This is a genomic window from Grimontia sp. AD028, assembly GCF_000973155.1.
In the GTDB taxonomy this organism is placed as follows: domain Bacteria; phylum Pseudomonadota; class Gammaproteobacteria; order Enterobacterales; family Vibrionaceae; genus Enterovibrio; species Enterovibrio indicus.
This window is the reverse complement of sequence record NZ_LASY01000096.1, coordinates 1-13,553: the sequence shown is the minus strand read 5'-3', so window position 1 is coordinate 13,553 and position 13,553 is coordinate 1. Positions and strand designations below refer to the sequence as shown.

The 13,553-nt window shown below is 48.2% G+C and carries 11 protein-coding genes; 10 read left to right on the top strand and 1 reads right to left on the bottom strand.

The features are described from left to right. Nucleotides 1-216: 216 nt before the first annotated feature. The 6 genes from RN22_RS19180 to RN22_RS19155 all read left to right on the top strand — a co-directional run bounded on the left by RN22_RS19180 (nucleotide 217) and on the right by RN22_RS19155 (nucleotide 5,843). Entirely contained in the window at nucleotides 217-1,362 is a 1,146-nt protein-coding gene (locus tag RN22_RS19180; RefSeq protein WP_002539042.1) for an amino acid ABC transporter substrate-binding protein, read from the top strand. An 83-nt stretch (nucleotides 1,363-1,445) separates the two neighbouring features. Further along, on the top strand, nucleotides 1,446-2,654 hold the full coding sequence (locus RN22_RS19175; RefSeq protein WP_046306774.1) for an amino acid ABC transporter permease: 1,209 nt from the start codon (nucleotides 1,446-1,448) through the stop codon (nucleotides 2,652-2,654). A 3-nt stretch (nucleotides 2,655-2,657) separates the two neighbouring features. Next, the gene (locus RN22_RS19170) at nucleotides 2,658-3,758 is read left to right on the top strand and encodes an amino acid ABC transporter permease (RefSeq protein WP_046306772.1); all 1,101 of its coding nucleotides are present in this window, start codon (nucleotides 2,658-2,660) and stop codon (nucleotides 3,756-3,758) included. An 18-nt stretch (nucleotides 3,759-3,776) separates the two neighbouring features. Further along, the gene (locus RN22_RS19165) at nucleotides 3,777-4,526 is read left to right on the top strand and encodes an amino acid ABC transporter ATP-binding protein (protein WP_002539046.1); all 750 of its coding nucleotides are present in this window, start codon (nucleotides 3,777-3,779) and stop codon (nucleotides 4,524-4,526) included. A 213-nt stretch (nucleotides 4,527-4,739) separates the two neighbouring features. Then, nucleotides 4,740-5,405: a Bax inhibitor-1/YccA family protein gene (locus tag RN22_RS19160; RefSeq protein ID WP_002539047.1), complete on the top strand. Its 666-nt coding sequence runs from the start codon at nucleotides 4,740-4,742 to the stop codon at nucleotides 5,403-5,405. A gap of 108 nt (nucleotides 5,406-5,513) precedes the next feature. Continuing rightward, nucleotides 5,514-5,843 carry a TusE/DsrC/DsvC family sulfur relay protein gene (locus tag RN22_RS19155; protein WP_046306770.1) on the top strand — a complete coding sequence of 110 codons (330 nt, stop codon included), beginning with the start codon at nucleotides 5,514-5,516 and terminating at the stop codon, nucleotides 5,841-5,843. 33 nt (nucleotides 5,844-5,876) lie between these two features. Here the strand turns inward: RN22_RS19155 and yccX are convergent, their stop codons facing one another. Further along, nucleotides 5,877-6,149 (bottom strand): acylphosphatase, encoded by a 273-nt coding sequence (gene yccX, locus RN22_RS19150; RefSeq protein WP_046306769.1) that lies wholly within the window; start codon nucleotides 6,147-6,149, stop codon nucleotides 5,877-5,879. A 98-nt stretch (nucleotides 6,150-6,247) separates the two neighbouring features. On the opposite strand from yccX, the gene RN22_RS19145 reads away from it, so the two are divergent. From RN22_RS19145 to RN22_RS19130, 4 genes are all read left to right on the top strand, one after another. Next, complete coding sequence (locus tag RN22_RS19145) at nucleotides 6,248-7,633, top strand: methyl-accepting chemotaxis protein (RefSeq protein ID WP_046306768.1); 1,386 nt, start codon at nucleotides 6,248-6,250, stop codon at nucleotides 7,631-7,633. A 139-nt stretch (nucleotides 7,634-7,772) separates the two neighbouring features. Then, on the top strand, nucleotides 7,773-8,960 hold the full coding sequence (locus RN22_RS19140; protein WP_046306767.1) for a class I SAM-dependent methyltransferase: 1,188 nt from the start codon (nucleotides 7,773-7,775) through the stop codon (nucleotides 8,958-8,960). A 63-nt stretch (nucleotides 8,961-9,023) separates the two neighbouring features. After that, on the top strand, nucleotides 9,024-9,686 hold the full coding sequence (locus tag RN22_RS19135) for a DUF2057 family protein (RefSeq protein ID WP_046306765.1): 663 nt from the start codon (nucleotides 9,024-9,026) through the stop codon (nucleotides 9,684-9,686). A 568-nt stretch (nucleotides 9,687-10,254) separates the two neighbouring features. Further along, the gene (locus RN22_RS19130) at nucleotides 10,255-13,365 is read left to right on the top strand and encodes a glycosyl hydrolase family 18 protein (RefSeq protein WP_369700106.1); all 3,111 of its coding nucleotides are present in this window, start codon (nucleotides 10,255-10,257) and stop codon (nucleotides 13,363-13,365) included. Nucleotides 13,366-13,553: the final 188 nt, after the last annotated feature.

Genomic DNA, 13,553 nt, shown 5'->3' with positions numbered 1-13,553 from the left:
AATGTCTCATTTCTTCGAAGATCAATGCCTAGATCACACCTCCAACCTGTTCAATTTGCAGCCATGTTTTCTCCCCCTATACTAAATTTTGTTAACTTTGTGTTAATAAAACTTCTAAGTGGTTTTACGAGGTTCACATCATTTTTAGGCTGCTTGCCTCTTATGAGCCTTGTCCATGAGTAACAACCAGTAATAACCAATAAAGGATTGATAGGTATGGTTAATAAAAAGTCGACACTCGGGCTTGCAGTGCTCTCAGCTCTACTGCTTGCAGGCTGTGACAGCGGTGGTAACAGCGCTGAAAGTCAGAAGCAAATCGACGACCTTCAAAAGCAGGTGGCTTCCTTAGAAAAGCAACTGTCTGAAGCAAAAGCGAGTACTGCACAAGCTCCTGCTCCTTCTGCCCAAGGTGAAAATACTCTGGAGAAAGTGAAGAACGCAGGCGTTATCAGCTGTGGTGTGAGCACCGGTCTTCCAGGTTTCTCTAACCCTAACGCTAACGGTGAGTGGGAAGGTATTGACGTTGAGTTCTGTCAAGCCATGGCTGCTGCAGTACTTGGTGATAAGAGCAAAGTTAAATTCGTTCCTCTGACAGCGAAAGAGCGTTTCACCGCGCTGCAATCTGGTGAAATCGACGTGCTTTCCCGTAACACCACTTGGACACTTCAACGTGACGGCACACTGGGCCTGAACTTCGTTGGCGTTAACTACTATGACGGCCAAGGCTTCATGGTTAAAAAAGATCTGGGCGTGAAAAGCGCACTGGAACTTGACGGTGCTTCGGTATGTGTTCAATCAGGTACAACGACAGAGCTGAACCTGTCTGACTACTTCCGCTCTAACGGCATGTCCTTCAAGCCAGTGGTTTACGATACGTACGATGCGACCGTTAAAGGCTTCGAATCTGGCCGCTGTGACACGCTGACGACCGACCAGTCTGGCCTGTATGCGTCACGTATCAAACTGGCAGATCCTGACAGTGCTGTGGTACTGCCTGAAATCATCTCTAAAGAGCCACTGGGTCCTGTTGTTCGTCAAGGCGATGACAACTGGTTCAATATTGCTAAGTGGACGCTGAACACCATGATCAATGGTGAAGAGTTCAACATCACTTCTGCGAACGTTGATGAGATGGTTAACTCTAAAGATCCAAACATCCGCCGTATCCTGGGCCAAGACGGTCCTAAAGGTAAAGGCCTTGGCTTGAATGATGACTGGGGTTATCAGGTTATCAAACAAGTGGGTAACTACGACGAGAGCTTCCAGCGCACTGTAGGCTCTGACTCTCCACTGCAAATTTCACGTGGTGTGAATGCGCTATGGACTGACGGCGGCATCCTGTATGCGCCACCTATCCGCTAATAAGTCGTTCGTTTTGTAAACGTATGCTGGGGCACAGTTTTCTGTGCCCCAGAATTACCGTATAAGGATAGAGGTGCAGATGTATGGCATCTAAAGATAATGCGCTGAACTCTGGATCGGTCGCTCGTCCAGAGAAAAAGCAAAGCATCATTTACAATCCAACGTTTCGCTCTGTTGTTTTCCAAGCCGTAGCTATTATTGCGCTGGTGTTTTTTGTCTACACCATCGTGAACAATGCCCTGACTAACCTTGAGTCTCGTGGTATTGCGACCGGTTTTGGCTTCTTAACACAGGAAGCGGGATTTGGGATTGGTTTGACGCTGATTGAGTATGATGAAACGTACTCTTACGGCCGAACCTTTTTTGTTGGCCTGTTAAATACCGCGTTGGTCTCCGTACTCGGTATCGTCTTCGCAACCATCATCGGGTTTCTGATGGGTATTGCGAGACTATCGAACAACTGGCTGCTAAGCCGTTTTGCTGCGGTGTATATTGAAATCTTCCGAAATATTCCGCTACTTCTGCAAATTTTCTTCTGGTATTTCGCGGTTCTTCAAGCCCTGCCTTCCCCAAGAGAAAGTATCAGTATTGGTGAATCGTTCTTCCTTAACGTTCGAGGTATGTTCTTTACCCGTCCCGTCTTTGAGGAAGGTTCCACCATCATCTTTGTTGCGTTAGCTGCTGCGCTGGTTTTCAGCTTTGTTCTGGCCAAATGGGCAAAACGCAAACAGGAAACAACAGGTGAGCAAACGCCGGTATTTACCATTTCATTGGCAGCCTTCATCGGATTACCGCTGATAGCGTTCTTCGTTGCAGGTATGCCGGTATCACTGGAATACCCAGAGCTCAAAGGGTTTAACTTCCGCGGAGGGATTTCCATTATCCCCGAATTAGCGGCGTTAACACTCGCATTGTCTATTTACACGGCCTCTTTTATTGCAGAGATCGTCCGCTCCGGTATCAATGCTGTGAGCCATGGACAAACAGAAGCTGCGATGGCATTGGGCTTACCGCGCGGTAAAACACTGCGATTGGTTATTATCCCGCAAGCGATGCGTATCATCATCCCACCTCTGACCAGCCAATACCTGAACCTGACAAAGAACTCATCACTCGCGATGGCTATTGGTTATCCGGATCTGGTGTCAGTGTTTGCGGGTACGACCTTGAACCAAACAGGTCAGGCTATCGAGATTATCGCTATGACGATGGGGGTTTATCTAACTCTCAGCCTATTAACGTCCTTGCTGATGAATATTTACAACGCCAAGATGGCACTGGTTGAGAGGTAACCCATGACAAGAAAACATGAGTTTCAACCTGATCTGCCACCACCACCGAATACGGTAGGTGCGGTCGGTTGGCTGAGAAAAAACCTGTTCTCTTCTCCACTCAACTCACTCATGACAATTGTGTTGGCTTATATCGCCTTGATGACGTTGTGGGCCGTGTTTGATTGGGCGTTTTTAAATTCTGATTGGGTGGGAACAACACGCGAAGACTGTACAAGCGATGGGGCTTGTTGGGTGTTCATTAATGTTCGCTTTGAGCAATTCATGTTTGGATTCTATCCAAGCGAAGAGCTCTGGCGCCCTAAACTCTTTTACGCGATTCTGGCTATTTTCACGGCACTGCTAGTCTACGAAAAGACACCGAAGCGCGGTTGGATTCTGCTGTTGTTCTTGGTGGCATTCCCCATCATGGCAGTTTTTCTGCTGTTTGGTGATGTGGCTGGTCTGCCTAAAGTGGAAACGCACCTTTGGGGTGGCTTGTTGATCACTATGATCATTGCCATCGTGGGTATCGTAATTTCACTACCTATCGGTATTGTGCTGGCACTGGGCCGACGTTCAGAAATGCCTATCATCCGAAGCCTTTCTACCGTTTACATCGAGGTATGGCGTGGTGTTCCACTGATCACCGTTCTGTTTATGGCGTCGGTGATGCTGCCATTGTTCATGTCGGGTGAATCGGAAACCAACAAGTTAGTGCGCGCACTGATTGGTGTGGTCATGTTTGCATCGGCATACATGGCAGAGGTGGTGCGTGGTGGCCTTCAGGCAATTCCAAAAGGCCAGTATGAAGCTGCTGATGCCCTGGGGCTCACATACTGGAAGAAGATGAATCTCATCATCCTTCCTCAGGCGCTCAAAATCACGATTCCATCCATCGTAAATACCTTTATCGGTCTGTTTAAAGACACCAGTCTGGTTCTGATTATCGGTATGTTTGATGTACTAGGTATCGGCCAGGCCGCTAATACCGACCCGAACTGGCTCGGTTTTGCAACAGAAAGCTACGTGTTCGTTGCTCTCGTTTTCTGGATCTTCTGTTTCGGCATGTCCCGATACAGTATCTTTCTGGAAAACAAGCTTCATACCGGTCACAAGCGATAAAGAACAAGGATTGTATTTATGAGTCAACAAGACGCCCCTGTTATCAAACTGACCGATATGAACAAATGGTACGGTCAGTTTCATGTACTGAAAAACATCAACCTGTCGGTCGCGAAAGGCGAGAAAATCGTTATTTGTGGCCCTTCGGGCTCAGGCAAATCTACCATGATTCGCTGCATCAACCGTCTTGAAGAGCATCAACAAGGCTCCATCGTTGTTGCAGGCACTGAATTGACGGACGATTTGAAAAACATCGAAGCGGTTCGTAAAGAAGTCGGAATGTGTTTCCAACACTTCAACCTCTTTCCGCACCTTACTGTTCTGGAAAACTGCACCCTTGCCCCTATTTGGGTGAAGAAGATGCCGAAAGACGAAGCAGAAGCGATCGCCATGAAGTATCTCGAGCGTGTGAAAATCCCGGAGCAGGCTGACAAGTACCCAGGACAATTGTCTGGTGGTCAGCAGCAGCGTGTAGCGATTGCCCGTTCATTGTGCATGAACCCTAACGTGATGCTGTTTGACGAGCCAACGTCGGCACTCGACCCAGAAATGGTTCGTGAGGTACTCGATGTTATGGTTGAACTGGCAGAAGAAGGCATGACCATGCTGTGTGTGACGCACGAAATGGGCTTTGCGAAAGAAGTGGCAGACCGCGTTATCTTTATGGATGCCGGTGAAATTATTGAAGAAAATGTTCCAGAGGAATTCTTCAACAACCCGCAGTCTGACCGCACTCAGCTCTTCCTCAGCCAAATCCTGCATCACTAATTGTTAATAAAAAGCCGCTACACTTACTGAGTGTAGCGGCTTATTAACATCCATTTACAAACTCGAATACGACGGTGTGGCACGATATATTAGTATTTTCAGAGGCTAAGCCGCATTATTATCACTTGTGCGACAATTGTGACTTGAAAAATTAAGCCGAAGACGCCATTAATGTCGTAATAAACAAAATATGTACCCCATTGGGAGAAACCTATGAACGAACGTTTTGTTTCAGCCAGTCAAACACAAGAGAGTGTATTGGCGACAAACAAAGTACTGCGTAACACCTACTTTCTGTTGTCACTGACTCTGGTATGGGCGGCTGTTGTAGCCGGCGTATCAATGGCTGCGAACCTGCCTTACCCAGGCATCATCATCACACTGGTTGGTTTCTACGGTCTGCTGTTCTTGACTGAAAAGAACAAGAACAACTCGATGGGTTTGGTGTTTACCTTCCTGTTTACAGGTTTTACTGGTTACACCCTTGGCCCTATCCTGAACATGTACGTGGGCGCCGGCATGGGCTGGGCGATTGCTCCCGCACTTGGTGGCACAGCGCTGACCTTTATGGCGTGTTCAGCGTACGCACTGACCACTAAACGTGACCTGTCGTTCCTGAACGGCATGCTGTTGGCCGGTTTTGTTGTACTGGTAGTAGGTATGATTGCTAACATCTTCCTGCAAATGCCAATGCTGTCAGTAGCAATCAGCGGTATCTTCGTACTGTTCTCAACAGGCGTTATTCTGCTGACTACTCAGTCAATTGTTCGCGGCGGTGAAACTAACTACATCTCAGCGACGATCAGCCTGTACGTGTCTATCTACAACCTGTTCCTGAGCCTGCTGCAACTGCTTGGCATTTTCGGTGGCGATGATTAATCGAACAGCTTGATGATAAAAAGCTCCTTCGGGAGCTTTTTTTGTTTCAGCCTTTTTTTGTACCGGTTTAGGTATTATCCTTTGCGCGTTCGAAGTACGAGGTTATCCATGTTGGAATTTAACGGTAAGCAAATCGAAACCGATGCTCAGGGTTATCTGAAAAATTTTGCCGATTGGCATGAAGAATTGGTTCCGATGCTGGCTGAACAGGAAAACATCGAATTGACTGAGGCGCATTGGGAAGTGGTTTATTTCGTGCAGGACTTTTACAAAGAGTTCAACACCTCCCCTGCTATTCGCCTGCTGGTCAAGTCGATGGAACAAAAGTATGGTCCAGATAAAGGCAACAGCCGCTACCTGTATAAGCTGTTTCCTAAAGGCCCGGCAAAGCAAGCGACCAAACTCGCAGGTTTGCCAAAGCCAGTGAAGTGCATTTAAAAGCGGAGCCTGATGGCTCCTCTTTTCGTATGGCTACTGAATAGAAAAGCCATCAATTGCCTGCCAATCGACATGTTCGTGAATCAGCCCAGTAACATTCGCCGTTGGTGGTCCTTTGTCCAACCACGCCAGCAGTGCCTCAACATTCTTCTCTTCACCACACATTAAAACGGTCACTGTTCCATCAGACTCATTTCGTGCATAACCACTCAGCGATAACTTTAAGCCTTCATGAGCCGTGTGAAACCTGAACCCAACACCTTGAACTTTACCAGAAACGACAGCTTTGACGCATATATGTGACATCTATCACTATCCCTATATTAGTGTTATGCATATGTAACGGTGTAATATGCCATACGGTATATATGCATGTGCTCACATTTATTGGAGGAGCTCACACCATGAAAGAAACTCCATTCCGCTGGGTTGACCAGTTTCTTATCAAACTCAGTCTAAAAGAAAAATTCTACGCACTTTATGTTTTCATTGTTGCTCTTGCTGTCGCAACGGGTTCAATTTTCTACTCTGCTTCTGAAGCCCAAGTTGCGCAGGTACAAGAAAAACATAGTGCAGCGCTGACGGCAGTGTTGTCTCACTACGACATCAGTGCCACCGAAGCCGCAAGTGTGCTGGCTCAAAACGGTATTAAACAAACTTCCGCATACGGTGCTGCTGCATCCTATGCACCAACCGATACCATCAGTTTTTGGGCACAAATCAGCGCAACGTCTTGGGTATTGATGGTTGTGTTGTTTGTTCTGGGTTTGATGGCGTTGCATTACGTGTCGAGCTTTATTGGCGGTGCCATGTATACCATGAACCATGCTCTGCAGCGCATGCTTGACGGCGACCTCACCAGTCGTATGAACTTCTTCCCTGTTCGCGATGAATTCAGCATTATCGCCACCACGGTCGACAATGTCGCTGACCGCGAACATGGTTTGGTAAAAGCCATCAAGAGCGCTTCGCAACTGATGGAGGAGCTGTCAGCGGATCTGGGCCGCCGCAGTGCAGACAGTGAGAACCTGTCAACAGAGCAACGTACTTACCTTGATTCTCTGGCAAGTGCGACCGAAGAAATGGCAGGTTCTATCCGTGATGTTGCCTCTCATGCAGAACAAACATCAGACGAAATTTCTGAGGCAGGTGTTGCTTCCCAACAAAGCCGTACTCAGGTGACCCAAACTCTGCAGGCAATTCAAGCTCTGGCATCTGAAATTGAAGCCGCTTCGCAAGCAGTGGCTTCATTGGAACAGAATTCGAATGAAATCGGCAGCATGGTTGCAACCATCAGTGCGATTTCAGAGCAGACCAACCTGCTGGCACTGAACGCAGCGATTGAAGCGGCACGCGCAGGCGAACAAGGCCGTGGCTTTGCTGTTGTTGCAGATGAAGTGCGTTCTCTGGCTGGACGCACACAGCAGACGACGGTTGAAATCCAACGCATGATTCAGGATCTGGAGAACAACACCGCACATCTGCGTGGCGTGATGCAAGGCACCGTTGATAACGCAGCAGCGAGTGAAAGCTTGATGCAAAACATCGATCTGGAAATCAGCTCTATTTCTGAGCGCAGTCAGCGTATCACTGACCGCAGCACAGAAATCGCCACGGCTGCGAACCAACAAGGCAGCGTAGCAGGTACGATTTCATCAGATGTTGAGCGCGTACGCCAACAGGCATGGCAGGTGAGCGAAATGATTCAACAAACATCTCAAGATGTCACGAATCTGCAAAAACAATCGTCCAGTCTTACTGATCTGGTGAAAGGCCTTCGTACAGAATAATCGCCGATTTGATGAAAAAACGGCCGCCCATTGTGCGGCCGTTTGCATTATTGGCGAGCTTCTCTGACAATACAGCACCTTTTACTGGTTACTGGGTTCAACCCTCCCAGTATCCCCATATTGAAGTTAGGAAAAACCAATGAATCCGTCTGTTTATCTGGTTAAAGGCCGTGAAAAATCACTGCGCCGTCGCCACCCATGGGTGTTCTCCCGTGGTATTCAACGCGTCGAAGGTAAACCTTCCCTCGGTCAGACAGTGGATGTATATGATCATCAGGGCCAATGGCTGGCCCGCGGTGCGTTTTCTCCTAATTCCCAAATTCGTGTCCGTGTTTGGACATTCGAAAAAGAAGAAGTCAACGTTGAGTTCTTAAAAAAACGCCTTCAGGAAGCGCAAGGTCTGCGTGATGTTTTGGCTGCCCGTGATGGCCTGACTGGTTACCGCCTGATTGCCGCGGAGTCTGATGGTTTACCTGGTATTACCATCGATCGCTATGAGAACTTCTTGGTTTGTCAGCTTTTAAGTGCTGGCGCGGAAGCTCAGAAAGACAACCTGGTAGAAGCGCTTATCGCACAATATCCAGAGTGCAGCATTTACGAGCGTTCAGATGTATCAGTGCGTAAGAAAGAAGGCCTGAAAGAACGTACAGGCGTTCTTCATGGTGAGATGCCACCAGCATCTGTAGTCATTGAAGAGAACGGCGTAAAAATCAGTGTCGACATCACTGGCGGCCACAAAACCGGATTCTATCTGGACCAACGTGACAGCCGTGAAGCGGCCGTCAAATACGTTAACGGCAAGCGTGTTTTGAACTGCTTCTGTTACACCGGCGGATTTGGCCTGTACTCGCTGAAAGGTAATGCAGCGGAAGTCATCAACGTCGATGTTTCGCAGCCTGCCCTCGATATCGCCAAATCTAATGCCGAGATGAACGGTTATGACCTATCGAAAGCACAATTCGTCAATGCAGACGTCTTTAAGCTACTGCGCGAATACCGTGATGCCGGGGAACTATTTGATGTGGTCATTATGGACCCACCTAAGTTTGCAGAATCTAAAGCGCAACTGACTGGTGCATGTCGTGGCTACAAAGACATCAACATGCTGGCTATGCAGATCCTGAAGCCAGGTGGCACGCTGCTGACATATTCTTGCTCAGGTCTGATGGATAACGCGCTGTTCCAGAAGATCATTGCCGATGCAGCACTGGATGCCCACCGCTGCGTTCAATTTATCGAGCGTTTTGAGCAAGCTGCTGACCACCCAATTGATAGCGGCTACCCAGAAGGTTTCTACCTGAAAGGCTTCGCTTGCCACGTTAAATAATAAAACAGCAGCCCGAAGCCAATGTGTTTACGGGCTGCACTCTACCTATTTTTGGGGAACACAATGAAAAGAAAATTCGCCTTTGCGTCAGTGTTGACCGCATTGCTTTCATTTGGCGCGCACGCTGATGTGACGCTTCACCTTAACGACAATATCGAGTTGCTTGCCTACAACGGCGAGACTCACCAATCTTCGATGTTCAGCAAAGAAGAACCTGTTGTTTTGGCTGATGGTACCCAGCAACTAGCTTTTCGCTATGTTGAAAGCTTTGAAGAAGGAAAAGACGTCACTTTTGTTCGCTCTGACGTGTTGGTTGTTAAATTTGAAGCACAAGACACCGAGATTTTCTTCGATTTCCCAGAGCACAAAAACAAACGTCAGGTGCGTCAATTCAATGATAGCCCTGAATTTAAGATTCTGGATGGAAGCCAGAACACCATTCTATTTGAACAGAACAAACTGTTGAAATCAGGCTTCCAGTTGAGCCGTGATTACCTTTCAGAAATGCAGCGCTTCAACCAAACAGACGCCCCTGCGTCATTACAGTTAGGCGCATCAGAAGTTGTCGCTCAGCCTGTCGCACAACCAACTACTACCCCACGTGCAAGAGTGGTTGTGGGTGGGAAAGATGCTTTGAATGAAGTGGAGTACCAGCTTCACTACTGGTTTGATAAAGCAGACGCAGAAACACAAGCACGCTTCAAAGCCTTCGTGAATGCTCGCTAAACGCTCAACCATTTAAAGAGGCCGTGGATTAAGCGGCCTTCTTTTTTTCCACTTATTACTAAGCCTGTATATCCCTCAGCCACTCTTCAAACTGAGTCGCATCTTTCCCTGTTCAATCCCAAAGCTATCAACATTCCTTCCGCGTCACATATCTCAGAAAAATAGATATTGTTGACAATATCTACAGAGGCAATATTTGAGACACATTCAGCAACTAAATATAAACATTTATTGTCGACATTTACCATCTGGCATTGGCTATTCAACCCTTGCTATTGAGCACATATTCACCGCACAAATTTCATGCAGCCTGTGAAAATTTACCCATTGAAACTGTGAGTCGTTACCAAGAGCGCAAAGCTTTTCAATTCAGGAACTGACTAGAGATCTAAATCTGACGAAATCCGGGGTGTCTCACTCTTGCAACTCCTCTACTTTATTTATTGCGCGATTTAAGTGCGCTAACAACATACAAATCAATAGATAACATTTTATTTTCGAGGGATATCCAATGGATGTGACAGGTAAGAGCAAAGGATTCGCGCTCTCGGCAATCGCCGTAGCGTGTATGTTTTCTTTCAATGCTCAAGCTGCTGTTGACTGTACCAACATTGAAAAATGGTCAGCAGACAAAGCATATGGCGGCGGTTCAACTGTTCAGCACGAAAGCAACGTTTACACCGCTAACTGGTGGACGAAAGGCAACAACCCTTCTACCTCATCAGGCGATTACAAAGAGTGGAAATTTGTAGACCAATGTGACACTGGTGTTGTTGATCCTGTAAACGAAGCGCCAACCGTTTCTCTGGATTCTCCACTTGCGACTGACACCATTAAAGATGGTGACGTTGTCACGCTAAGTGCAACAGCGGCGGACTCAGATGGCACTGTCAGCAAAGTAGAGTTCTTCATTGATGGCGCTTCAGTCGGTTCAGATACGACTTCTCCTTATTCTCTGAACTGGACTGCTGCTGAAGGCCCTCACACGATCACAGTGAAAGCAACTGACGACAAGGGCGCTGTAACTGAAACAGCCGCTCTTAGCATCACTGTTCAGCCAGGCGTTATTGACCCGGTTAATGAGCCACCAACCGTCGCTGTAGCGGCATCCGCAACAGCCGTTGATCAAGGCGCAGTTGTTACCCTGACTGCAGATGCAGCAGACACTGACGGTACTGTGGAAAAAGTTGATTTCTATGCTGCTGGCCAGTTAGTTGGCTCGAAAACTGCAGCTCCATACACTCTGGACTGGACTGCAAGCAAAGCTGGCAACGTTTCTATCTACGCAAAAGCGACTGATGACAAAGGCGCATCAACCGATTCTGCACTGGTCACTGTTACCGTAGCGGGCACGCCAACAGTATCTAACTGTCGTCCAGAAGGTCTGTTCCAAACCCCTGGTGTTAACGTTCCATACTGTACGATCTACGATGCAGAAGGTCGTGAAGACATGGGTGCCGACCACCCACGTCGTATCATCGGTTACTTCACCAGCTGGCGCGCAGGCGATGACCCGCAAGCCGCTTACCTTGTTAAAGATATCCCTTGGGAAGAACTTACCCATATCAACTATGCGTTCGTAAGCATCGGTGCTGACGGCAAAGTTAACATCGGTGATGTGAACGATCCAAACAACGCCGCGGTAGGTAAAGAATGGCCAGGCGTAGAAGTTGATCCAGCACTGGGCTTTAAAGGCCACTTCGGTGCGCTGGCAACTTACAAAGCGAAGCACGACGTTAAGACCCTGATCTCTATCGGTGGTTGGGCGGAAACCGGCGGTCACTTTGGCCTTGATGGTAACCGCGTAGCAGACGGTGGCTTCTACACCATGACCACTAACGCTGACGGTTCAATCAACCATGCCGGTATCCAGAAGTTTGCGGATTCTGCCGTTGAAATGATGCGTAAGTACAAGTTCGATGGTCTGGATATCGACTACGAATACCCAACCTCAATGGCAGGTGCGGGTAACCCGTACGATAAAGACTTCATGGAACCACGTCGTCCATACCTGTGGGCTTCTTACCAAGAGCTGATGCGCGTTCTTCGTGAGAAAGTCGACATCGCTTCTGAACAAGACGGTCACCACTACATGCTGACCATCGCAGCGCCATCTTCTGGTTACCTGCTACGTGGTATGGAAACGTTTGATGTCACTAAGTACCTCGACTACGTGAACATCATGACTTACGACCTGCACGGTGCTTGGAATGACCACGTTGGTCACAACGCCGCACTGTTCGACACAGGTAAAGACTCTGAGCTGGCAGCTTGGAACGTATACGGCACCAGCCAGTATGGCGGTATCGGTTACCTGAACACTGACTGGGCATACCACTACTTCCGTGGCTCAATGCCAGCGGGCCGTATCAACATTGGTGTTCCTTACTACACCCGTGGTTGGCAAGGCGTAACAGGCGGTGAAAACGGTCTGTGGGGTAAAGCTGCACTTCCTAACCAAGCTGAGTGTCAACCAGGCACTGGTGAAGGTGAGAAGAACAACTGTGGTAACGGCGCGATTGGTATCGACAACATGTGGCACGATACGGATCCGAAAGGTAACGAAATGGGCGCAGGTTCTAACCCAATGTGGCATGCGAAGAACCTTGAGCATGGCATCTTCGGTACCTACGCATCTGCGTACAAACTGGACCCAGTAAACGATCCACAAGACGTGTTGAAAGGCACTTACCAGCGTAACTACGACTCAGTCGCTGTTGCACCATGGCTGTGGAATGCTGAGAAGCAAGTGTTCCTGTCTACTGAAGACGAAGCGTCAATCAAAGTGAAATCTGATTACGTTATCGACAAAGGTATCGGCGGCATCATGTTCTGGGAACTGGCGGGTGACTACGCTTGTTACCAACTGGATGCAAACGGCAACCGTACTGACGTTGTAGACCCAACTGAAAATGCTTGTGCAACGGGTAACGGTGAGTTCCACATGGGTAACACCATGACGAAGGCAATCTACGACAAGTTTGCAGCAGCGACACCTTACGGTGCGAAACTGTCTGAAACTGCAATGCCAACCGAAGCGGTTGATATTACGGTTAGCGTAGGTGGCTTCAAAGTGGGTGACCAAAACTACCCAATCAACCCGAAAATCACTTTCACTAACAACACTGGCGTAGAACTGCCTGGCGGTACTGAGTTCCAGTTTGACATTCCGACTTCAGCACCAGACAACGCGAAGAGTCAGAATGGCGGTAAAGTGAATGTCATTTCTTCTGGCCACACCAAAGCGAACAACATTGGTGGACTGGAAGGTACTATGCACCGTCTGGCGTTCTCACTACCAACGTGGGATTCTCTGGCACCAGGTGCAACGTACGAACTTGACTTCGTGTACTACCTGCCAATCTCTGGCCCTGCGAACTACACAGTAAACATCAACGGTGTTGACTACGCATTCGCATCTGAGTACAGCGACCTGCCGTTGGCAGACCTGTCTGCAGGCGGTGGTAACGGTGGCGGTGACAATGGTGGTGGCACGGGTACTTGTGACACGACTGGCATCGTGGTTTACCCAGATATGCCTCAGACTGACTGGGCAGGTAACCCAAGCCACGCTGCAGCCGGTGACAAAATCGTGAAAGACGGCGTTGTTTACCAAGCAAACTGGTGGACTGCTTCTGTTCCAGGTAGCGATGGTAGCTGGACCAAAGTGTGTGGTTAATCCACTAACCTAACGAGCTTAACTAGACAAAGCCGACTCTATTGAGTCGGCTTTTTGTTGGCCATCACACTCGAAAGGACCCTACGCCTATCTGTTCAGAATAATTGAACAGTTCCGTAGAAAACATTGGCATTATTCAATCTATACCCAAACAACCTGAAGATACTTGCATTCAGAGGTCATCAATG